Origin of the sequence: Synechococcus sp. NB0720_010, assembly GCF_023078835.1 — a bacterium.
In the GTDB taxonomy this organism is placed as follows: Bacteria; Cyanobacteriota; Cyanobacteriia; order PCC-6307; family Cyanobiaceae; genus Vulcanococcus.
Genome location: NZ_CP090898.1, coordinates 2,272,619 through 2,289,968, shown reverse-complemented (window position 1 = coordinate 2,289,968; position 17,350 = coordinate 2,272,619). Strand labels below are relative to the sequence as shown.

The 17,350-nt window shown below is 64.1% G+C and carries 23 protein-coding genes and 1 riboswitch; of the genes, 12 read left to right on the top strand and 11 right to left on the bottom strand.

The window, feature by feature from the left end; all coding sequences use genetic code 11:
- The first annotated feature begins 27 nt into the window (after positions 1 to 27).
- The 4 genes from LY254_RS12120 to LY254_RS12105 all read left to right on the top strand — a co-directional run bounded on the left by LY254_RS12120 (position 28) and on the right by LY254_RS12105 (position 1,754).
- Positions 28 to 492, top strand: a complete 465-nt coding sequence (locus LY254_RS12120) for a 6-carboxytetrahydropterin synthase (protein ID WP_247477454.1) — start codon at positions 28 to 30, stop codon at positions 490 to 492.
- Positions 493 to 551: 59 nt separating this feature from the next.
- A complete protein-coding gene (locus tag LY254_RS12115; protein ID WP_247477452.1) occupies positions 552 to 779 on the top strand; it encodes a DUF3721 domain-containing protein in 228 nt (75 codons plus the stop codon).
- A gap of 4 nt (positions 780 to 783) precedes the next feature.
- Positions 784 to 1,212, top strand: coding sequence for a hypothetical protein (locus tag LY254_RS12110; protein WP_247477451.1), 429 nt, complete (start codon positions 784 to 786; stop codon positions 1,210 to 1,212).
- A gap of 83 nt (positions 1,213 to 1,295) precedes the next feature.
- The gene (locus tag LY254_RS12105; RefSeq protein WP_247477449.1) at positions 1,296 to 1,754 is read left to right on the top strand and encodes a M23 family metallopeptidase; all 459 of its coding nucleotides are present in this window, start codon (positions 1,296 to 1,298) and stop codon (positions 1,752 to 1,754) included.
- A gap of 17 nt (positions 1,755 to 1,771) precedes the next feature.
- Here LY254_RS12105 and LY254_RS12100 read toward each other — a convergent pair whose 3' ends face one another.
- Positions 1,772 to 2,563, bottom strand: coding sequence for a metal ABC transporter permease (locus LY254_RS12100; protein WP_247477448.1), 792 nt, complete (start codon positions 2,561 to 2,563; stop codon positions 1,772 to 1,774).
- A gap of 31 nt (positions 2,564 to 2,594) precedes the next feature.
- Between LY254_RS12100 and LY254_RS12095 the strand changes: the two genes are divergently transcribed.
- Positions 2,595 to 2,996, top strand: a complete 402-nt coding sequence (locus LY254_RS12095; protein WP_247477445.1) for a transcriptional repressor — start codon at positions 2,595 to 2,597, stop codon at positions 2,994 to 2,996.
- On the opposite strand, the gene LY254_RS12090 is transcribed toward LY254_RS12095, so the two are convergent.
- The 3 genes from LY254_RS12090 to LY254_RS12080 are packed head-to-tail and all read right to left on the bottom strand — an operon-like array spanning position 2,993 to position 5,602.
- Entirely contained in the window at positions 2,993 to 3,691 is a 699-nt protein-coding gene (locus tag LY254_RS12090) for a metal ABC transporter ATP-binding protein (protein WP_247477442.1), read from the bottom strand. The two genes, LY254_RS12095 and LY254_RS12090, sit on opposite strands and share 4 nt — an antisense overlap.
- A 43-nt stretch (positions 3,692 to 3,734) precedes the next feature.
- Positions 3,735 to 4,688 (bottom strand): hypothetical protein, encoded by a 954-nt coding sequence (locus LY254_RS12085; protein WP_247477439.1) that lies wholly within the window; start codon positions 4,686 to 4,688, stop codon positions 3,735 to 3,737.
- Positions 4,689 to 4,717: 29 nt separating this feature from the next.
- A complete protein-coding gene (locus LY254_RS12080; RefSeq protein ID WP_247477437.1) occupies positions 4,718 to 5,602 on the bottom strand; it encodes a metal ABC transporter substrate-binding protein in 885 nt (294 codons plus the stop codon).
- Between the two features lie 157 nt (positions 5,603 to 5,759).
- Here LY254_RS12080 and LY254_RS12075 point away from each other — a divergent pair, with 157 nt between their 5' ends.
- The 4 genes from LY254_RS12075 (at position 5,760) to LY254_RS12060 (ending at position 8,443) form a co-directional block, all read left to right on the top strand.
- Positions 5,760 to 6,272 carry a hypothetical protein gene (locus tag LY254_RS12075; protein WP_247477435.1) on the top strand — a complete coding sequence of 171 codons (513 nt, stop codon included), beginning with the start codon at positions 5,760 to 5,762 and terminating at the stop codon, positions 6,270 to 6,272.
- A 76-nt stretch (positions 6,273 to 6,348) separates the two neighbouring features.
- A complete protein-coding gene (locus LY254_RS12070) occupies positions 6,349 to 7,485 on the top strand; it encodes a GTP-binding protein (RefSeq protein WP_247477433.1) in 1,137 nt (378 codons plus the stop codon).
- A riboswitch (cobalamin riboswitch) is annotated at positions 7,486 to 7,628 on the top strand.
- A 33-nt stretch (positions 7,629 to 7,661) separates the two neighbouring features.
- Positions 7,662 to 8,237 carry a HupE/UreJ family protein gene (locus LY254_RS12065; protein WP_247477432.1) on the top strand — a complete coding sequence of 192 codons (576 nt, stop codon included), beginning with the start codon at positions 7,662 to 7,664 and terminating at the stop codon, positions 8,235 to 8,237.
- 65 nt (positions 8,238 to 8,302) lie between these two features.
- Positions 8,303 to 8,443: a hypothetical protein gene (locus tag LY254_RS12060; protein WP_010315811.1), complete on the top strand. Its 141-nt coding sequence runs from the start codon at positions 8,303 to 8,305 to the stop codon at positions 8,441 to 8,443.
- Here LY254_RS12060 and LY254_RS12055 read toward each other — a convergent pair whose 3' ends face one another.
- Genes LY254_RS12055 through LY254_RS12035 form a run of 5 tightly spaced genes read right to left on the bottom strand, consistent with a single transcriptional unit; the run spans position 8,444 to position 12,365 of the window.
- The gene (locus LY254_RS12055) at positions 8,444 to 8,917 is read right to left on the bottom strand and encodes a Fur family transcriptional regulator (protein WP_247477427.1); all 474 of its coding nucleotides are present in this window, start codon (positions 8,915 to 8,917) and stop codon (positions 8,444 to 8,446) included.
- A 21-nt stretch (positions 8,918 to 8,938) separates the two neighbouring features.
- Positions 8,939 to 9,877 (bottom strand): lysylphosphatidylglycerol synthase domain-containing protein, encoded by a 939-nt coding sequence (locus tag LY254_RS12050; protein ID WP_247477425.1) that lies wholly within the window; start codon positions 9,875 to 9,877, stop codon positions 8,939 to 8,941.
- Positions 9,874 to 11,073, bottom strand: coding sequence for a nickel pincer cofactor biosynthesis protein LarC (gene larC, locus LY254_RS12045; RefSeq protein WP_247477423.1), 1,200 nt, complete (start codon positions 11,071 to 11,073; stop codon positions 9,874 to 9,876). The genes LY254_RS12050 and larC overlap by 4 nt, the downstream gene beginning before the upstream one ends.
- Complete coding sequence (locus LY254_RS12040; protein WP_247479915.1) at positions 11,073 to 11,711, bottom strand: hypothetical protein; 639 nt, start codon at positions 11,709 to 11,711, stop codon at positions 11,073 to 11,075. The genes larC and LY254_RS12040 overlap by 1 nt, the downstream gene beginning before the upstream one ends.
- Before the next feature lie 6 nt (positions 11,712 to 11,717).
- Complete coding sequence (locus tag LY254_RS12035) at positions 11,718 to 12,365, bottom strand: hypothetical protein (RefSeq protein WP_010315801.1); 648 nt, start codon at positions 12,363 to 12,365, stop codon at positions 11,718 to 11,720.
- A gap of 67 nt (positions 12,366 to 12,432) precedes the next feature.
- Between LY254_RS12035 and LY254_RS12030 the strand changes: the two genes are divergently transcribed.
- The gene (locus tag LY254_RS12030; protein ID WP_247477422.1) at positions 12,433 to 13,269 is read left to right on the top strand and encodes a tetratricopeptide repeat protein; all 837 of its coding nucleotides are present in this window, start codon (positions 12,433 to 12,435) and stop codon (positions 13,267 to 13,269) included.
- Here LY254_RS12030 and LY254_RS12025 read toward each other — a convergent pair.
- Positions 13,229 to 13,615: a hypothetical protein gene (locus tag LY254_RS12025; protein ID WP_247477420.1), complete on the bottom strand. Its 387-nt coding sequence runs from the start codon at positions 13,613 to 13,615 to the stop codon at positions 13,229 to 13,231. The two genes, LY254_RS12030 and LY254_RS12025, sit on opposite strands and share 41 nt — an antisense overlap.
- Here LY254_RS12025 and xth point away from each other — a divergent pair.
- Positions 13,608 to 14,429 carry an exodeoxyribonuclease III gene (xth, locus tag LY254_RS12020; protein ID WP_247477418.1) on the top strand — a complete coding sequence of 274 codons (822 nt, stop codon included), beginning with the start codon at positions 13,608 to 13,610 and terminating at the stop codon, positions 14,427 to 14,429. The two genes, LY254_RS12025 and xth, sit on opposite strands and share 8 nt — an antisense overlap.
- On the opposite strand, the gene LY254_RS12015 is transcribed toward xth, so the two are convergent.
- Positions 14,426 to 15,880, bottom strand: coding sequence for an FAD-linked oxidase C-terminal domain-containing protein (locus tag LY254_RS12015; RefSeq protein ID WP_371820469.1), 1,455 nt, complete (start codon positions 15,878 to 15,880; stop codon positions 14,426 to 14,428). The two genes, xth and LY254_RS12015, sit on opposite strands and share 4 nt — an antisense overlap.
- A 231-nt stretch (positions 15,881 to 16,111) precedes the next feature.
- Here LY254_RS12015 and hemL point away from each other — a divergent pair, with 231 nt between their 5' ends.
- Positions 16,112 to 17,350 (top strand): glutamate-1-semialdehyde 2,1-aminomutase, encoded by a 1,239-nt coding sequence (hemL, locus tag LY254_RS12010; protein ID WP_247479913.1) that lies wholly within the window; start codon positions 16,112 to 16,114, stop codon positions 17,348 to 17,350.

Here is a 17,350-nt window from a genome sequence, read left to right as displayed (position 1 = left end):
AAGACCCACATCCAGCATTCACCGGGGATGACCGCCGCCTACACCTGCAGCAAAACCTTTAGCGGCTACCCCTGTTGCCACCGGCAGTGGAGGCACAGCGGCCATTGCCGCTTTGTGCACGGCTACAGCCGCAGCTTTTGTTTTTGGTTCCAGGCCGAGGAGCTGGATGAAAACGGCTTCGTGGTGGATTTCTCCAGCCTGAGCGAACTGGAGAAGCAACTGAGGCAGCAGTTTGACCACACCTTTTTGGTCAATGCGGACGACCCGCTGCTGGCGCAATGGCAATCCCTGCATGAGCAGGGGGCCCTGGATCTACGGGTCATGGAGAACGTCGGCATGGAAGCCAGCGCTGCCCTGGTCTGGGACTGGGCCAACAAGCTATTGAAGGCCCGTGATGGCGGCCGCAGCTGTTGCTGGAAGGTCGAGGCCCGTGAAAACGAGAAGAACGCCGCCTGCTACGCCGCAGTCCCCACTTGGTTTCGGACTGCTTAAGACGACCATCCAGCCCCATGGATTGCCTTTAGGGTCCAGCGTCTGGCGCAATCCCTGAAGTGCGGCCAAGCCTTCTTCGCATCCAACTGGTCTGCGGATTGCTGCTGACCTTGGCCATCCCTGACCCAGCTGGGGCAGAAGGAGTGCCAGCGCTCTATCCAACCCGTGAAGCCGCTGAGCAGGCCGCCAAAGAGCATTTCAACTGCAGCGGTGCCCACCGCATGGGTAATCAGTGGATGCCCTGTGAGAAGCACCCATCAGGGAACAAACAGCCGATGAACCACTGAACCAATGGCCACCCCAACACTGATCAAAGAGAAGCTGGCCATCGACCAGGGCTCCCAATGCGGCGGAACGCCAAAACTGGTGGCCGTTGGGATTGCCCCGTTGGGGATCATCTCCATCGGCATCGTGCCCATGGGCGTCGTCAGCATCGGCGTTGTGCCGATGGGCGTTCTGAGTCTCGGCGTTGTTGGCATGGGCGTTGTGAACGCCTGCGTGGTGGGGATGGGTGTCGCCGTGGCAGGTCTGAGCGCCATGGGGATTTGGACGTTGAGCCCGAGCAGCGGGCATCAACACCACAGCAGCACGCCCCCGCAGGAACAGTTGATGGCTTACCCCAGCCGGCAGATTGCCCTGGAGAAAGCCCATGAATTGGGCTGCGAAGGAGCCCATGCCATGGGAGACCTCTGGATGCCCTGCAGCGCACATCCGGACTGAAACCCGAACCTGTCGCATAGACGACATTCAAGTCTCAGGGGTCGTAACTTAAGATTCGCTTTCTATTTCACGAAAGCTTTTTCTTGCCCGTCGCACTCCTGGTCCCCGCGCTGCAGTTGCTGAATCCCATGCCAGGGGTTGTGACCCAAGACGCCCACGCCGAGCACCCGGCCCTGGACATCGCCTGTGCGGTCGGAACACCGGTGCGCGCCGCCCACGACGGAGTGGCCAGCGTGATCCGCAGCCACACCCACGGCAACACCGTGGTGCTCGTGGGCAACAACGGTCTAGAGACCAGCTACAGCCATCTGCACAGCGCCCAAGCGCCCGGGACCTACAAGCGGGGCGACCTGATTGGCCATTGCGGCAACAGCGGCGCCTGGACCACCGGGCCCCACCTGCACTTCGAGACCAACCGCCCCGCACTGCTGAGCAACCTGGACACCAGCTTCTATAGCGAGGTCGCGCAGGAGCAAGCCAAGCCTGCGGCCAGCCTCACAGGGACCGGTGGTTCACCGGCCGCCCTGGTGAAGCAAGACTAAAAGCCCCCGCCCGTTGATCAGCGGCGCAAGAGTGGCAACGGCAGGGTGGCCAGACAGACAACACCGATCACAGGACCCGGCGGCAGGTTGACTGCATCCTGAACCGCCAACAGAAATCCTCCCCCGCAGAGGAGCAGTCCCCACAAGGAGGAGCGCAGCAGGGCCTGCCGCAAACTCCTGGCCTTCGGCAAGGCCAAGAGAGCAGGTGCTGCCATCAGGCTCACCACCAAGACAATGCCCACGGCGCTAATCGCGCTCACCACCGCCAGCGCGGTGACCAGTGTCAACAGCAAGCGCAGGGCCGAGACACGCAGCCCAGCAGCCTGGGCCCCAACGGGATCCACCCCGAGATAGACGTACTGGCGATAGCGGCCGGCGAGCACGCCGACGATCAGGACCAAGGCAATGAGGCTCTGCAAGAGCTCCCTTGGACCAGCCGCCAGAAGATCCCCAAACAAGATCGCCTCGAGATCCACTCGGACCCCGAGCAAGGGAATCAGCAGGACCCCCAGCCCCAGCGATCCCGCCAAGACGGCATTGAGCACGGCCTCCCGATTGCGATCGCCCTGGGGCAGAAGCCCCGTGAGCCGCTCAGCCAGCAGCGCGAACACCACGCCACTGATTAATCCGCCGAGGCTTGGCTCCAGCCCCCAGAACACGGCGAGTACCAGTCCTGGCAGCACCGCATGGGAGATCAAATTGACCTGGAACAACCGGCGCTGCACCAACAGAGCCGTTCCGGCCAGGGGACAGAGCACGCCCACCACCAGGGCGATGCTGAAGGGCAAGAGCCACCAGGCGTCAGCCATAGGATCTGGACCCCATCCAAACTGGACGCGCATGCCCCCCCAGGTTGCCGGCATCACGGAGCGGCAGCAGCTGATCATTCAGCACCTGGAGGACGCCGAGCAAGAACTGTCGGGACAGGAGCTGCATGCCCAGCTGCGGAGCAGCCACAGCCCCATGGGACTGGCGACGGTTTACAGGCACCTGCGCCAACTCCAGCAACGGGGACTGATCCGCTGTCGGCATCTGCCCAGCGGCGAAGCCCTCTTCGCTCCGTTGGGGCGGGACGAGCATCACATAACCTGCGTGGACTGCGGCGCCACCGCGGTCCTCAACCATTGTCCTGTTCATCACGTTGACCTCGAAACCGAGGACAGCAAAGGGTTTTCGTTGATCTTTCACACCCTGGAGTTCTTCGGACTGTGCGAGAGCTGCCAGTCCCGTCAAAGCGACTAACCACAGCATTGATGCCCAACCCTGAGGTCGCCCAAGGAGCGCCGTACCGCCTCGGGCGGACCTTGGGCAAGCAGCGCTCGATCCAGGACCAGCACTTCGTCGTAGGCATCCAGATCAGTTCCCCAGTCATGGCTGCTCACCAGCAGGGTCAATCCCGCATCGCAGAGCTGACGCATGACCCGCAACAAATTGGTGCGCGATGGGGGATCAATCGCAGCGCAGGGCTCATCGAGGAGCAAGAGCTGGGCTGGCTGCAACAACGTGCGCGCGAGCAGCGCCCGCTGCTGCTGACCGCCGGAGAGTTCATCCAACCGTCGTGAACCCAAGCCAGCCAGACCCACCCGCTGTAAAACCGCCTCCACATCGCAGCAGCCCGGTCGACGCCCGAGAAGACGCCCCAGGGCAACCAACTCCTGGACCGTGATTGGGAAACTCCAATCAATGGCTCCGCGTTGCGGCATCAGCGCAATCTCTCGACGGGCCAATGCAGGGGTGAGGGCCAAACCAGCCAACTCCAGGAGGCCGGAGGTGGCTGGAAGTTGCCCCTCTAGGGCATGCAACAACGTGCTCTTGCCTGCTCCATTGGGGCCAACCAAAGCCGTTAACGAGCCGGACTTGATCGTGAAAGAGACGTCATCGAGAACCAGTTGCTGGCCGCGATGAACGCAGAGGTTTTGAACGCGAAGCAAAGCCATCCAGCCTCTAGAGCTCAAGCTAGTCGGATCGCTAGAAAAGCCCCTAGAAGCGGAAAGTCACACCAGTACCGATGTGGTGCTGAAATCCAATTCCCCAGCCTTCACCAGCCTGGGTGCTGTACACGGCCTGCCAGTGGGCAAAGCCAACGACTGACGTGGTGAAGGGATACTCGAACTCAATCTCTCCACCCCAATCCGTACGCTGCGGAAGGTTGGCGTAGCGGCCGGGTGTGTAGAACCGTGGACCAGCTGAGAGCGTCACATTCAGCAGGTCGTAGTTAAAACCAAACCCACCCCAGGTATCGGTGTAGTTGCCCAAATAGGTTCCATCACTATCCCAGCCCGTGTTGTTGACTGCAGACACAAACAGTCCATCCACAACACTCTCCAGGCCATCACCCAAGGCGAAATTGACGTCGCCATCACCAAAGGCGTAGAGCACACCCGCCTGAATCTCATTCCTCAAACCCAACTGATCCTCTAGACCATCCAGGGTTTCAGTTCGAGTGATGTAGTACGGCTTCCAGGTTGCCTGGAAGGAAAGGTTGCTCCAGGGTTGATAGCGAGCGGTGAGATAGCCCTTAATGTCCGTCCTGCGCCATGGACTGGCAGAGGTAAAGGACTCACCCTCGTGCTCTTCATCAGCATGCCCCCCATGGGCATGAACCTGGCCATAAAAATGCTCAGCCTCACCCCAGACAAAGGCTGGACCAATCGCCGCCTCGATCGCAAAACTGCCCTGGTTCTTGAGCCCCCACTCCAAAACCGTTCCATAAAGACCATCGATGGCGTAGTGCCTGGGCGGCCCCTGCAAATTGTTCTCCAGACCACCGTGTCCCTCGATGGTGATCACAGGGGAGGCCTTGAATTCGCCAGGCTTTAGCTCCTCGCCAGTCGCGCCGCCGTGGGCGAAAGCGGGGGCCGAGAGCAACAGAGCACAGCCCACACCAAAGGGGAGGCACCTCAAGGGCAAGAACAGCGAACGGGGGCCAATCATCTAAGGAGATCAAAGCGAGGATTCGACAGTCAGCGAGACGAGCGAATCGCTTTCCAACGGACGACGAGTGCGTGAGCGGCGGAGCGGTCACAGCGTCCACCCTGGGCATCAACCAAGGTGCAGACATTGGAGACGAACGTGGCGACGTAGGTCTGTCCCTTGGCGACTCCATCAACCACCAAGTGCTGGCGATAAATCGGAATCCCCGAGGTCTTACTGATGCGGCGCAAGGTTTTTGAGTTGGCCTTGGACTCCGAGAACAGATACTTCGTTCCCGATCCCTTCACCGCTTGTGTGATCTCACCCAAACTGCTGGGACGCAGCGGGCCGCCTGAGGCAAAGGAGCGCATCAAGGGCACATAGCGAACCTGGTAGCGCCGGGCCAACGCGGCAATCGCATCGTGCTCAGTCAGCACCACACGATGCCCCTTGGGCACCGTCGCGAATTGCACGGCAGCCCATCGATCCAACTGCTGGAGCACGGAGGCCACTCGAGCCGCGCGTGCCTCAATCGCCGGGCGGGCAGGGGCCGCCACCAAAGTCTTGAGTTCAGAGGAGACCGCCCTCGTCATCGCCACCGCCTGGAGCGGGTTGTGCCAGACATGCGGATCACGCGATGGACTCAAGGGGACCGCCCGTTCGGCCACCTTGACCGTGCGCTTGAGCTTCCCGACACGCTCGAGGGCAGGACTTAACCGATAGCCGTTCAAGAAGACCAGAGAGGCCGACTGAATCGCTGCTCGGTCCCTGGCGTTCAGGCGGTAGTCGTGTGGATCGGCTCCAGCGGGCACCAGGCAGGCGACAGAAGCACTCGATCCCGCCAGCACACCAACGAGGTCGCAAAGAATGCCGTTCGCTGCAACAACCGAGGGGGAGGCCTGTGCAGCACTGGCCTGCGGAGCAACGAGCGTCAATCCACTTGCAACAGCCGCAAGCGCCAAAGAACGCGCCAAACCCACCCCGCAGCTCCGGAAACGATAACGGTTCTCAGTCTCGGTTAAGGGTTGGCCCGTTGCCGTGTTGGCCATTCCTGATCAGCCTGAAACCAACTCCCCGCCCTCTCGAGAGCCGATGTCCTTCCCACGTCGCTCAGCCGTCCATGCCGCGGCACTCGCCAGCGGCCTACTCGCCCTCGCCGCCTGCCAATCGCCCAGCGCAGACCAGTCCGCAATGAGCGGCCCGCAAAAAGAGGTCTATGCCTACAACGAGGGAGCCATCACAGCCCTGGAAGGCCATCTCCTGGCCGCGATCGAGCTCTCTCCCGATCGCTTTGATCCTGAAGATGACCACGACCATGAGGCCCTGATCAAACAGACCCGGGCGACCGCCACGAGCTACACCGACGCTCTGCAGAGCATTCAGGCCGATCTCAAGGATGGCCCCTGCAAAAGCGCCCAAGCGGCCTACCTCAAGCTCGAGCAACAGGAACTCGGCGTGATTAACGCGATGCTCGATGCCCTCTCCGATGGCGATGGCGCTGGAGCCAAGGCTGCCGCCAAGACCTACAAGGACCTCACGAGCTCAGCCGAAAGCCAAACCATCGACCAGGCCTATCTGAAGGCCTGTGGCTTGAGCAGCGTCTAAAGCTGCAGGCCACGTCCCAGACTGAGGGGATCGATCCCAGCCGCAGCAAGCCGCCTTCACCATGAGCAGCAGCCTGATGGAACAGGCCCCTAGCGGGCTTCCCGTGACCATCCTCACGGGCTTCCTTGGCGCAGGAAAAACCACGCTGCTCAACCACATCCTCAGCAACCAGCAGGGCGTCAAAACCGCTGTGCTGGTCAACGAGTTTGGAGAAATCGGCATCGACAACGACCTGATCATCGCGACTGGCGAGGACATGGTCGAACTCAGCAATGGCTGCATCTGCTGCTCCATCAATGGAGAGCTGCTGGACGCCGTCTACCGGATCCTCGATCGCCCAGATCCGGTCGACTATCTGGTGGTGGAGACCACTGGACTGGCTGACCCGCTGCCGGTGGCCATGACCTTCCTCGGCAGCGATCTACGGGATCAGACCCGGCTCGACTCGATCATCACCCTGGTCGATGCTGAGAACTTCAGCGACGAGATCCTCGATGGGGAGGTGGCCCGGGCCCAGGTGGTCTATGGGGACATCCTTCTGCTTAACAAGTGCGACCTCGTGAGCGAGGAGCGCCTCACTGCGGTGGAAGACAAGCTGCGGGAGATCAAAACCGATGCGCGGATCCTGCGCTCGGTCAAAGGGGAGGTCAATCTGCCGCTGCTGCTCAGCGTGGGCCTCTTCGAAAGCGACAAGGTGGCTGCGCAGCAAAACCACGACGACTGCGACCACGACCACGGTCACTGCGTCCATGAGCACGACCACGATCATTCCCACGACCACCAGGACCACAGCAACTGTGATCACGACCACGGGCACTGCGAGCACGACCACGGTCATTCACACGACCACAGTCACGATCACGGGCACTCCCACGACCATTCCCACGCGGATCACCTCGCCATCGAGGGATTCACGTCCCTCTCCTTCAATGCCGAGGGGCCCTTTTCCCTGCGGAAGTTTCAGAACTTCCTCGACAACCAGCTGCCTGCGGGGGTCTTCCGGGCCAAGGGAATCCTCTGGTTCAACGAGAGCAGCAAGCGCCACGTCTTCCACCTGGCCGGCAAGCGTTTCTCCATCGACGACAGCGAGTGGAGCAAGCCCAGCGACCGCAAAAACCAATTGGTCGTGATCGGCAAAAACCTCGACCACGCCAAGATCCGCAAGCAACTTCAGGCCTGCGTCGCCAAAGATGCCGGCAAGGGCTTCTCCTGAAGCGATAATCCGAGCAGCGGTTTCCTGGAACCAGCCCAGGAAGGCAACGAGGAAAGTTCGGTGTGACTCCGGCACTGTCCCGCAGCTGTGATGGGAGCGCCCGCTCCTCAGTCAGAACGCTCGCCGCCCTCACCCCCCCAAAAAAAACCTCAGCACCGGCGCGGACCGGATCTGCCATGAACTCAAAACTGACCCGATCGCTGCTGAGCAGCACTGCAGCTGGACTGGGACTGAGCCTGCTCTCCATGCTCCCGGCCGGTGCCCATGGCAGCGCCGACCATGGCGTGATGGGTGGAGCCCTGCACCCCCTGCTGGGACTGGATCACCTGCTAATGCTGGTGACCGTCGGTCTCTGCGTTGCCCAGGCCGGGCGCCCGTTGCTGACGACTGCCGTTGCTGGCGCGCTGCTGGGTTCGATCGTGGGCAGCTTTGGCGGACAACTACCCGGGGCTGAAGTGCTGGCAGCACTGGCAATCTCGGCTGTTGCTGCCGTGCTTGTTCTGGTGCTGCGCGGTCACTGCGGCCGTTCGATCCTGGCCCTCACCGTTGGCGGGGCCGTCGCCCTGCACGCCATGCTCCACGGCCTGGAATCCAGTGGCAGCTCCTTCTGGTGGATTGGCGCCCTGCTGAGCTCCGCTGCGGTGGTGGGCGGCAGCGCCTGGCTGAGCCAGCGGCTTGACCGCAACCTGGCCAGCCTCGGGGCCGGGCTGCTGGTGCTGGCCGGCGGGCTGCTGGCGATTGCACCCCTCTGAGCTGCAGCATCCGCGACAGCAGAAGCGAAAAACGCCGTTATGGTGTGTCGAACCGCATCCCCCGGATGGCCGAGTTCACTGCACTCACAACGGTTCTGGGGCTCGTCGGTCTAATTTTTTGGCTTGCCACCGACTCGGACGATGACAACGGCGGCGGCGGTTTGATGCAACCGTCGCTCGTGCCGGTCCGGGTCAACCGCCGCTGATCAAACCTCGTCGTCCTGCTGGGAACAAGCGGGACAGAGCGCCCGCACGTTCAAGACGCAGTTGAGCAGCTGAAAGCCGTGTAGAGCCGCTGCTTCACCGCCGGCCTGAAGCACCGCTTCGCTTTCAAACTCCTCGGTGTGTCCGCAGCGGGCACAGACCAAGTGGTGGTGGTCCCGGTGGGCCTCATCACTGGCCAGCTCAAAGCGCCGGCCCCCTTCGGGCAGCTCCAATTCGCAGAGCAGCTCCATCGAACTCAGTAGCCGCAAGGTGCGATACACCGTGGCCAGGGAGACCCGCTCCTCCGCCTTCAGCAGGCGCTGATGCACCTCCTCGGCACTGAGATGACTCCCCTCACCCAGGCGCTCAAACAGGGCCAAGACCCGTTGCCGCTGGGGCGTTAGACGCTGTCCGCGGTCATGCAGCGAGCTGCGTAAGGCATCGGCCTGCACCGGGGAGACGGGACCAGCGGGCAAGACGCTCTCTCAGGGCACTTCTCAACAATACCCACTGTTGCGAAGTGCCGCCAGGTCCCGGCGGGCAGCGGCGGCCATCAGACAATCCGCCAGGGACACCACGAGCCTGTAGCTCAGGGCCACCGCCAGCAGGGGGGCCTCGGGGACCGACACCGCCAGGCGCAGCACCAACACCGCCTCAAACACCCCCAGCCCCCCAGGGGCAGCAGGCACCACCAGCCCAGCCGTCCAGGCCAGGGCGAACCCGGACAACCAGCCCCACCAGCTCAGTTGAACGTTGAGGTCAAAGGCTTGAACGCAGCAGGCGAAGCCTCCAAAGCGGCAGAGAACAAAGACCAACTCCGCCAGCAGGGGCAGCCAGGGATAGCCCGGCAAGCGCAGGCTCCCTGGGTTCAGGCCGGCGGGATCAACCTCCAGGGCTTGGGCGCGGCGGCGCTCCAGACCCTCCAGCAGAGGGTTCAACCAACGCGGTACCAAGGCCAGCAAAGGCAGCAGGCCCAACAGACCCAGCCCTCCCCCCAGGGCCACCAGGGCCAAGGCCGCCGCCGCCATCAAAAGCGGATCCAGCAGGACGGTCCCCAGAGCCTGCCGACCACTCAGGGGTTGGCGACACGGTCCACCAGCGCGCAGGGCCCGAACCCGCGTGACCAGGTGCCACACCCCACCGGGCAGGTACTTGCGCAGATTCGACTCGAGGAAGAGCAGCAGCACAGGCGTCCAGCGCGGTGCCGCACCGAACCAGCGCAGCACCACTCCCCACGCCAAGCCATTGACCACCAGGCTCAAGGCACTCAGCCCGAGGCCCAAGGCAAGCCAGAGCCAGGACTGACGATCCAGGCTGAGCTGCAAGAGCTGGCTGCCGTGGGAGACCACAGCCGTCAGAACAAAAGCAAAGCTCGCTGCACTCACCCAAAGCCGGGCACCCCCAGGCAGAGAGAACCCCCTCAGCCGCTGGATCACGGCTGCTCCTCCAACCAGCGGAGCAGCTCTGCACGCAGCTGATCCAGGGGCAGCTGCCGCTGCTGCGCCAAGGGAATCAAGTCCTCCAGTTCCGGCTTGCAGAGCACGCTGCCATCGGGTCGGATGGAGCGCTTGAAGCGCACGGGCCCCCAGGGCGTCTGCCGCTGCTCGATCTGCCGAGGCAGGGCCCAGCGCTGCTGCTGCTGCTCACGCACCCCCAGGCTGCTGCCATAGCGCCACCAGATCGCCCGCAGGGCCTCCGCCTGCTCCGGCCAGGCCAATGCTGTGATCAAGCTGCCCGCGCGTCCCTTCTTCATCACGACCGGCTGGGCAAAGACCTCCAACGCCCCGGCCTCCCGCAGGGCCTCCTGGAGGAAGGCCACATCCTCCGGGGTGGCATCGTCGATCTGGGCCTGCTGCTGCACAACGGTCTGCAACTCGGGAGCGCTGCTAGCGGGGACATCCGCCTCAGCCAGGAGCAGGCGCAACTGATTCGGGCGATCCAACTCGCGTGTGCCCAGCCCGATCCCCAGCCGGCTCGGACGCAGGGACGGCGCCGGCGCGAAGCACTCTGCCCAAGCCACCATCAGGGCCAATCCCGTCGGCGTCGTCAATTCCGCTGGAGGAAAGCCCGCACTCGTGGCGAGCGGAACCCCATGGCGCGTGGCCAGCTCCAGCACCGCGGGCACCGGCACCGGCAGCAGGCCGTGGGCACTCTTGACCTGGCCATGGCCAGCGGGTGGAGGACTGCAGATCAGGCGCTCAACCCCGAAGTGCTGCAAGCCAGCGCAGACGCCGACCACATCCACCAGGGCATCCAGAGCCCCCACCTCATGGAAATGCACCTGCTCGGGCGGGTGGCCATGGACCGCGCCTTCCGCCTCCGCCAGCACCCCAAAGGCCCTCAACACCGACTCACGGAGTGCCTGCGGCCAATCGGCTGCCTGAATCTGCTCTTTGAGGCTCGCCCAGTGGCGATGGGGGGGCTGCCGCTCCATCAGCTCCACCTCCAGATGCAAGCCACGCAGTCCTGCGCTGCGGCGCTCCTCCAGCTGCAGGCGATAGAGCCCAGCCAAACCCAAGGCCGCCAGGGGTTGGTGGACGACCTCCTCAGGCAGTCCGCAGTCGAACAGGGCCGCCAGGAGCATGTTCCCGGCCAATCCCGTCGGGCAATCCACCACCGCCAGGGATCCCATCAGGCCTCCTGCAGAAGCTGCTCCGCACTGGCCTGAAGCTGCTCACGGTGCTGCTCCAGCCACTGCTGCACCTCGCGGCGGGCACGACGCTGCTCGTTTTGCGCCGTCATCACATCGTGGCCAGAGAGACCCCAGAGCCGTCCCAGCAGAGCCCGGTCATCGGCGCCGCCGCGGGAGCCGCCGTACTCGACAACCTCGGCCACCATCCCGGCCAGAAGCACCCGGCTCCAACGCCGCAGATCCTCCAGCGGCATCTTCACCTGGGCAGGAGGTTCCAATTCGGTGCTGCCGTTCACGCGCAAACCATGGCGCAAACAGGCGCGGCTGCCCACCAGAACCTGCTTCACCGGCAACTGGTTCTCTGCGGCCAGCAGCAGGTGCCCAGCCTCATGCACAGCAATGCGCCGCAGCCGGGCGCGACCCAAACCAAAGGGCAAGGCCTCCGCCAGCAGATGTCCGCCGAGGCCACCGAAGCGGGCCGCATCCAGCGTCAGGGCCGTCAGTGCCCCACCGGCCGCTCCGGCAATCAGCCAGGGGGAGAGGCCCAGCACAGGGCCCACAACGGAGACAACACTGATCCCCGCCACGGCAACGCCGGCCCGCAAGGCCGCCGTTGATCCCTGATCGGAGCTGGCCAGACGCACCTAGCGGCGAGCACCGCGGGGACCGCCGCGACCGCGGCCGGCCCGTTGGGGCACAGGAGCAATGACTTCGTGGTTCTCAACCTGCAGGGTTTGACCCTCGCGGCGCAGATCCAATGAAACGAAGTGGCGCAGATGGGCAGGATCCACCTGGCCCTTCAGCTGGAGCTTGAATGGGGTTGGGCGGCGACCGTCAGGCCTGGGCTGCTGGCGAATCTTGACGACCAGATCACCGTCCTCTGGACGGGTGTAGATCAACTCGCCGCGCACCGAGAAATAACCATCGCCTTCGGGCAGGTCATCCCCCTCATCGGCACTCTCCTCGGGGGAGAGGGTGCTGGGTTCCCAGACCCCCACCAGCTGGAGATGGAGCTGATCAGGATCGCGGAAACGGGGATAGGCCACCCAGAGGTGGGGCTTGCTCAGGTCCAAGTGACGACGCATCAGCGTCAGCACGCGGCCAAGGACAACGGCATCAATCTCTGAGCCGTCCTCGGTCTGGATCACTCCACGGGTGAGCTGATCTGCATCAGCCGGCACGTAAGTCCCCCGCACCACGCCGATGGCGCGGTACTGCATCGGTTCTGTGACCGGGGAAATGGGGTGTTGACGCATCGTGGCTGAAACCCTCTGGGCGCTCGTGAAATCCATCGCCCGCTGGACAATGTACCGAGCTTGCAAAAAGGGCCCAGACTGAGGCCCACTTGCAGGTTCCTCGATGCCGGCACGCGGCCGCACCAACCAGCGCGATGGCGTGCTCATCGCCCTGGTGGCATCGGGGCTGGTGACGGTGTCACTCACCGGCGGCTGGCTGCTGGGTCAGCACCAAGCCCTCAAAGCCCAGGGCAGCCCCGAGGGCAGCAATGAGCGCCAAATTGCCCTGCTGCAAGCCCGCCTCGGCGACGGATCCGCCAGCAACGCGGATCAGCAGCGGCTCATCGATCTGTTGATTCAGCAAGGTCAATCCCAGGAGGCCAGCCTCGTGCTGGAGCGCCTGGCCGATCAGCAGCCTCAGAACTGGCAGCTGCGTCTGCTGCTGGCGGAGCTCCGCCGCGACAACAACGACCGCCCCGGGGCTGAGCGGGAGTTACGCCAGATCCTCAACCTCAAGCCCGATCGGATTGAAGCGCTGCAACTGCTCACCCTGATCCAACTGGAGCAGGGGCGCGGCGCCGAAGCCGAGGCCCAGCTCAAGACCCTGCTGGAGGCCAGCAGTAAACCCACCCCCCAGCCACAAAAGCTGGGGCTTGGCCTGCTGCTGGGTGATCTGCGCCAGCGGCAAGGAAAGAGCGCGGACGCATTAGCCCTCTATGGACAGCTCGCCAAAGATTTCCCGCGAGACCCCAGACCTCTTCTTGCCATTGCCTTGCTGAAACAAGACCAAGGCGACCTCGCGGGAGCTGGTCAGGCCCTGGCGGACGCCCAGGCCAGGCAACCGGAAAAGAAAGACCCACGCCTGGATCGTGTCGCCGCCAGCTGGGGACTCGACAGCCTCAGGGAGAACAAAAAGAGCGCTAAGGAGCCGTCACCAGCGGAGAAGAAGCCCCAGAGCTAGGGGGAGCAGGCTGGCTGTCGAGCTGACGCAGTGCCGCGTCAATGGCGTCGCCGGGGTCGGTGGCGTCATCCATCGCCGAGCTGCGCCGCAGCTTGTTCATCAGGTCGATCGGATTCGTGCTGTCCAGCAGCGACCCGCCCTTCCGACTGGTGCCACCGGGGCCCTGATCAAAAACGCTCGGCTCGGGAGCGAGGTTCGTGTTGCCGGACTGGGCGCGAGCCGCGAGGGGCAGCACTGCGGCGGCCGCGATCAAGGCCGCGGTGAGTCCCCGGTACATGGCACTTCGATCGAACAGCTTGGCGGGAATGCTAGGAGCAGCCCCAAGCCACCTCCCATCGATGCGCATCGCCAGCTGGAACGTCAATTCCGTGCGGACCCGCCTGGATCAAGTGTTGGCCTGGCTGCAGACCCATGAACCGGATGTGCTCTGCCTGCAGGAGACCAAGGTCAGCGACGACCTGTTCCCGCTGCAGGCCTTTGAGCAGATCGGCTACCACTGCGCCATCAGCGGACAGAAGGCCTACAACGGCGTCGCCCTGATCAGCCGAGAGCCGATGGAGGACGTCCAGGTGGGCTTCGACGCCCTGCTCCCGGACGCGGGGCCGCTCAGCGAACAAAAACGGGTGATCAGCGGACTGGTCGATGGGGTGAGGATCCTGAACCTCTACGTCCCCAATGGCAGCTCCCTCAAGAGCGAGAAATACCCTTACAAGCTTGAGTGGCTGGCCTGCCTGCAGCGCTACCTGGCGGTGCAGGAGGAGCAGGGGGATCCGCTCTGCATGGTGGGGGACTTCAACATCGGTCTGGAGGACCGGGATCTACCGGACCCGCAACGCCTCAGCGGCACGATCATGGCCAGCGATCCAGAGCGCACAGCCCTGCGCGCCGCCCTCGCCGATCGCCTCACGGATGTCTTTCGTGTCTTTGAACCGGGCAGTGGGCACTGGAGCTGGTGGGACTACCGCAGCGGGGCCTGGGACCGGGACCTGGGCTGGCGCATCGACCACATCTATCTCTCAGAGGAGCTCCTGGGCTGCGCCACCGGCTGCGTCATCGACAAACAGCCCCGCGGCAATGTCCAACCCAGTGACCATGCCCCGGTGGTGGTGAACCTGGCCTGGCCGCCGGAAGAGGACGAAGACGAGGACAGCTGGCCCTAGTAGAGCTCGACCCCCTCGGGTAGGCGCTGGCCCTCCTCCTTTAGCTCCATCCAGCGACGGGCCGATTCTCCGCAGCTCTTCGGGGTGGGGAAGATCTTGCCGGGGTTGGCCAGGCCGTCTGGATCAAAGGCCCGCCGTACCAGTTGCATCGTCTCGAGGTCATCGGGACTGAACATCCAGTCCATGTAGCAGCGCTTGTCGCTGCCCACCCCGTGTTCACCACTGATGCTGCCGCCAGCATCGAGGCAGAGCTTCAAGATGGCTGCCCCCAAGGCCGTGACCCGCTCGTTCACGCCGGGCTCATCGGCGCGATACAGGATCAAGGGGTGGAGGTTGCCATCACCGGCGTGGAAGACGTTGGCCACCGCCAGACCGTGCTCCTCACTTAATCGTTCAATCGCCGCCAAGACCCGCGGCAGGGCAGTCCGCGGCACCACCCCGTCCTGCAAGTAGTAGTTGGGGAATTGGCGGCCCAGGGCTGAAATCGCACTCTTGCGGCCCTTCCAAAGGCGATCGCGCTCTTCCTGACTCCAGGCCTCACGGACCCCACCGGCTCCTGCCTCCCGGCAGAGCTCCGCGGCCATCTGCACCGACTCCTGCACCTCCAGGGGGTGCCCGTCGAGTTCCACCAACAGAACAGCTGCGGCCTCGCGGGGGTACTCATCCACGCCGAAGAAGTCATTGACCGCATGGATGCAGCGGCGATCCATGATTTCCATGCCCGCCGGCAGGACCCCAGCGGCGGTCACCAGACGCACGGCCTCGCCCGCCGCCTCCATCGAGGCGAAGTCCGCCAACAGCACCGCCACGCAGGCCGGTTGCCGCAACAGGCGCAGGGTGATGGCCGTCGCAATCCCCAGGGTTCCCTCACTACCGATGAACACCCCACGCAGGTCCAGCTCGGGGGTCTCCGCCATGCCCGAACCCAGGGTCGTCACGCTGCCATCGGGGAGGACCACCTCCATCGACAGGACGTGGTTGCTCGTCACGCCGTACTTCAGGCAGTGCACCCCGCCGGAGTTCTCCGCCACGTTCCCGCCGATGCTGCAGGCCACCTGGCTGGAGGGGTCGGGGGCGTAATAGAAGCCATCACCGGCGACCGCCCTCGTCACCCAGCTGTTGATCACCCCGGGCTCCACGGTGATGCGCTCATTGGGGAGATCAATGGCGATCACCCGGCGCATGCGGCTGGTGGCGATGACCAGCGCGGGCTGCTCCGCCAAGGCTCCGCCCGAGAGGCCCGTGCCGCTGCCTCGGGCGATGAATGGAACCTGAAGCTCGTTGCAAAGGCGCACCACCGCCGCCACCTCAGCGGTGGTCTCCGGCAAAACCACCAAGGGCGGTTGATGGCGATGCAGCGTCAAACCATCGCAGTCGTAGGCCAGCAACTCCTGACGCTTGGCCACCACCGAGCGCGCCGGCAGCAGGGCCTTCAATCGGCGCTCAACCAAGCCCCAGTCTGGATTCACAGCGATTGTGGGGATGCCCAACGACCTTAACGAGCTGGCACGGTCTCGACCGCTTGGGCGGTGATTGCGTAAGGATGGGCGACGCTTAAGGCCCATTTGGGGTCTCGAGCCCCAATCCAGTCTGCGGATTCCGTTTTGACCTCGGCTCCTGTCTCGGCACCTGTGCACAACACCACCCGTTCCCAGGAACTCTTCAGTGCCGCCCAGAAGCTGATGCCCGGCGGCGTCAGTTCACCCGTGCGCGCCTTCCGTTCGGTAGGCGGCCAGCCGATCGTCTTTGACCGCGTCAAAGGGGCCTACGCCTGGGACGTCGATGGCAACCGCTACATCGACTACATCGGCAGCTGGGGTCCTGCCATCTGCGGCCATGCCCACCCTGAGGTGATCAGCGCGCTGCACGACGCCCTGGAGAAAGGCACGAGCTTCGGCGCCCCCTGCGCCCTCGAGAACCAGCTGGCCGAGATGGTGATCGATGCCGTCCCCTCCGTGGAGATGGTGCGCTTCGTCAACAGCGGCACCGAGGCCTGCATGTCGGTGCTGCGCCTGATGCGCGCCTTCACCGGCCGCGAAAAAATCATCAAGTTCGAAGGCTGCTACCACGGCCATGCGGACATGTTCCTGGTGAAGGCCGGCTCCGGTGTGGCCACCCTGGGCCTGCCCGATTCCCCTGGCGTGCCGCGCACCACCGCCGCCAGCACCCTCACCGCTCCCTACAACGACCTGGAAGCGGTCAAGCAACTCTTTGCTGAGAACCCCGGTGAGATCGCCGGTGTGATCCTCGAGCCGATTGTCGGCAACGCGGGCTTCATCACCCCCGAGCCCGGCTTCCTCGAGGGCATTCGTGAGCTGACCAAGGAGAACGGCGCCCTGCTGGTCTTCGATGAAGTGATGACCGGCTTCCGCATCAGCTACGGCGGTGCCCAGGCCAAGTTCGGCGTCACCCCTGACCTGACCACCATGGGCAAGGTCATTGGCGGCGGACTGCCCGTGGGTGCCTACGGCGGCCGCGCCGACATCATGAGCATGGTGGCCCCCGCCGGCCCGATGTATCAGGCCGGCACCCTCAGCGGAAACCCCCTGGCCATGACCGCTGGCATCAAGACCCTGGAGTTGCTGAAGCAACCCGGCAGCTACGAGCGCCTTGAAGCGATGACCAGCCGCCTGATCGCCGGAATCATGGATGGCGCCCGCAGCGCGGGTCTGCCCATCACCGGTGGTTCGGTGAGCGCCATGTTCGGCTTCTTCCTCTGCGAGGGTCCGGTGCGCAACTTCGAAGAGGCCAAAGCCGCCGATGCGGAGCGGTTCGGCAAGGTGCACCGCGCCATGCTCGAGCGCGGCATCTACCTGGCCCCCAGCGCCTTTGAGGCGGGCTTCACCTCCTTGGCCCACTCCGACGAAGACATCGACACCACCATCGCGGCCTTCCGCGAGTGCTTCTCCATGGTGGCCTGA

Excerpts from the sequence above, each read along its gene's own strand:
- LY254_RS12090 (WP_247477442.1), bottom strand. The coding sequence starts at position 3,691 with ATGGCTTTGCTTCGCGTTCAAAACCTCTGCGTTCATCGCGGCCAGCAA.
- LY254_RS12060 (WP_010315811.1), top strand. The coding sequence starts at position 8,303 with ATGGCCGAGTTCACTGCACTCACAACGGTTCTGGGGCTCGTCGGTCTA.
- LY254_RS12030 (WP_247477422.1), top strand. The coding sequence starts at position 12,433 with ATGCCGGCACGCGGCCGCACCAACCAGCGCGATGGCGTGCTCATCGCC.
- LY254_RS12085 (WP_247477439.1), bottom strand. The coding sequence starts at position 4,688 with ATGATTGGCCCCCGTTCGCTGTTCTTGCCCTTGAGGTGCCTCCCCTTT.
- xth (WP_247477418.1), top strand. The coding sequence starts at position 13,608 with ATGCGCATCGCCAGCTGGAACGTCAATTCCGTGCGGACCCGCCTGGAT.
- LY254_RS12100 (WP_247477448.1), bottom strand. The coding sequence starts at position 2,563 with ATGGCTGACGCCTGGTGGCTCTTGCCCTTCAGCATCGCCCTGGTGGTG.
- LY254_RS12120 (WP_247477454.1), top strand. The coding sequence starts at position 28 with ATGACCGCCGCCTACACCTGCAGCAAAACCTTTAGCGGCTACCCCTGT.
- LY254_RS12035 (WP_010315801.1), bottom strand. The coding sequence starts at position 12,365 with ATGGATTTCACGAGCGCCCAGAGGGTTTCAGCCACGATGCGTCAACAC.
- LY254_RS12025 (WP_247477420.1), bottom strand. The coding sequence starts at position 13,615 with ATGCGCATCGATGGGAGGTGGCTTGGGGCTGCTCCTAGCATTCCCGCC.
- larC (WP_247477423.1), bottom strand. The coding sequence starts at position 11,073 with ATGGGATCCCTGGCGGTGGTGGATTGCCCGACGGGATTGGCCGGGAAC.
- LY254_RS12110 (WP_247477451.1), top strand. The coding sequence starts at position 784 with ATGGCCACCCCAACACTGATCAAAGAGAAGCTGGCCATCGACCAGGGC.
- hemL (WP_247479913.1), top strand. The coding sequence starts at position 16,112 with ATGCCCGGCGGCGTCAGTTCACCCGTGCGCGCCTTCCGTTCGGTAGGC.
- LY254_RS12095 (WP_247477445.1), top strand. The coding sequence starts at position 2,595 with ATGCCCCCCCAGGTTGCCGGCATCACGGAGCGGCAGCAGCTGATCATT.
- LY254_RS12065 (WP_247477432.1), top strand. The coding sequence starts at position 7,662 with ATGAACTCAAAACTGACCCGATCGCTGCTGAGCAGCACTGCAGCTGGA.
- LY254_RS12075 (WP_247477435.1), top strand. The coding sequence starts at position 5,760 with ATGTCCTTCCCACGTCGCTCAGCCGTCCATGCCGCGGCACTCGCCAGC.
- LY254_RS12070 (WP_247477433.1), top strand. The coding sequence starts at position 6,349 with ATGGAACAGGCCCCTAGCGGGCTTCCCGTGACCATCCTCACGGGCTTC.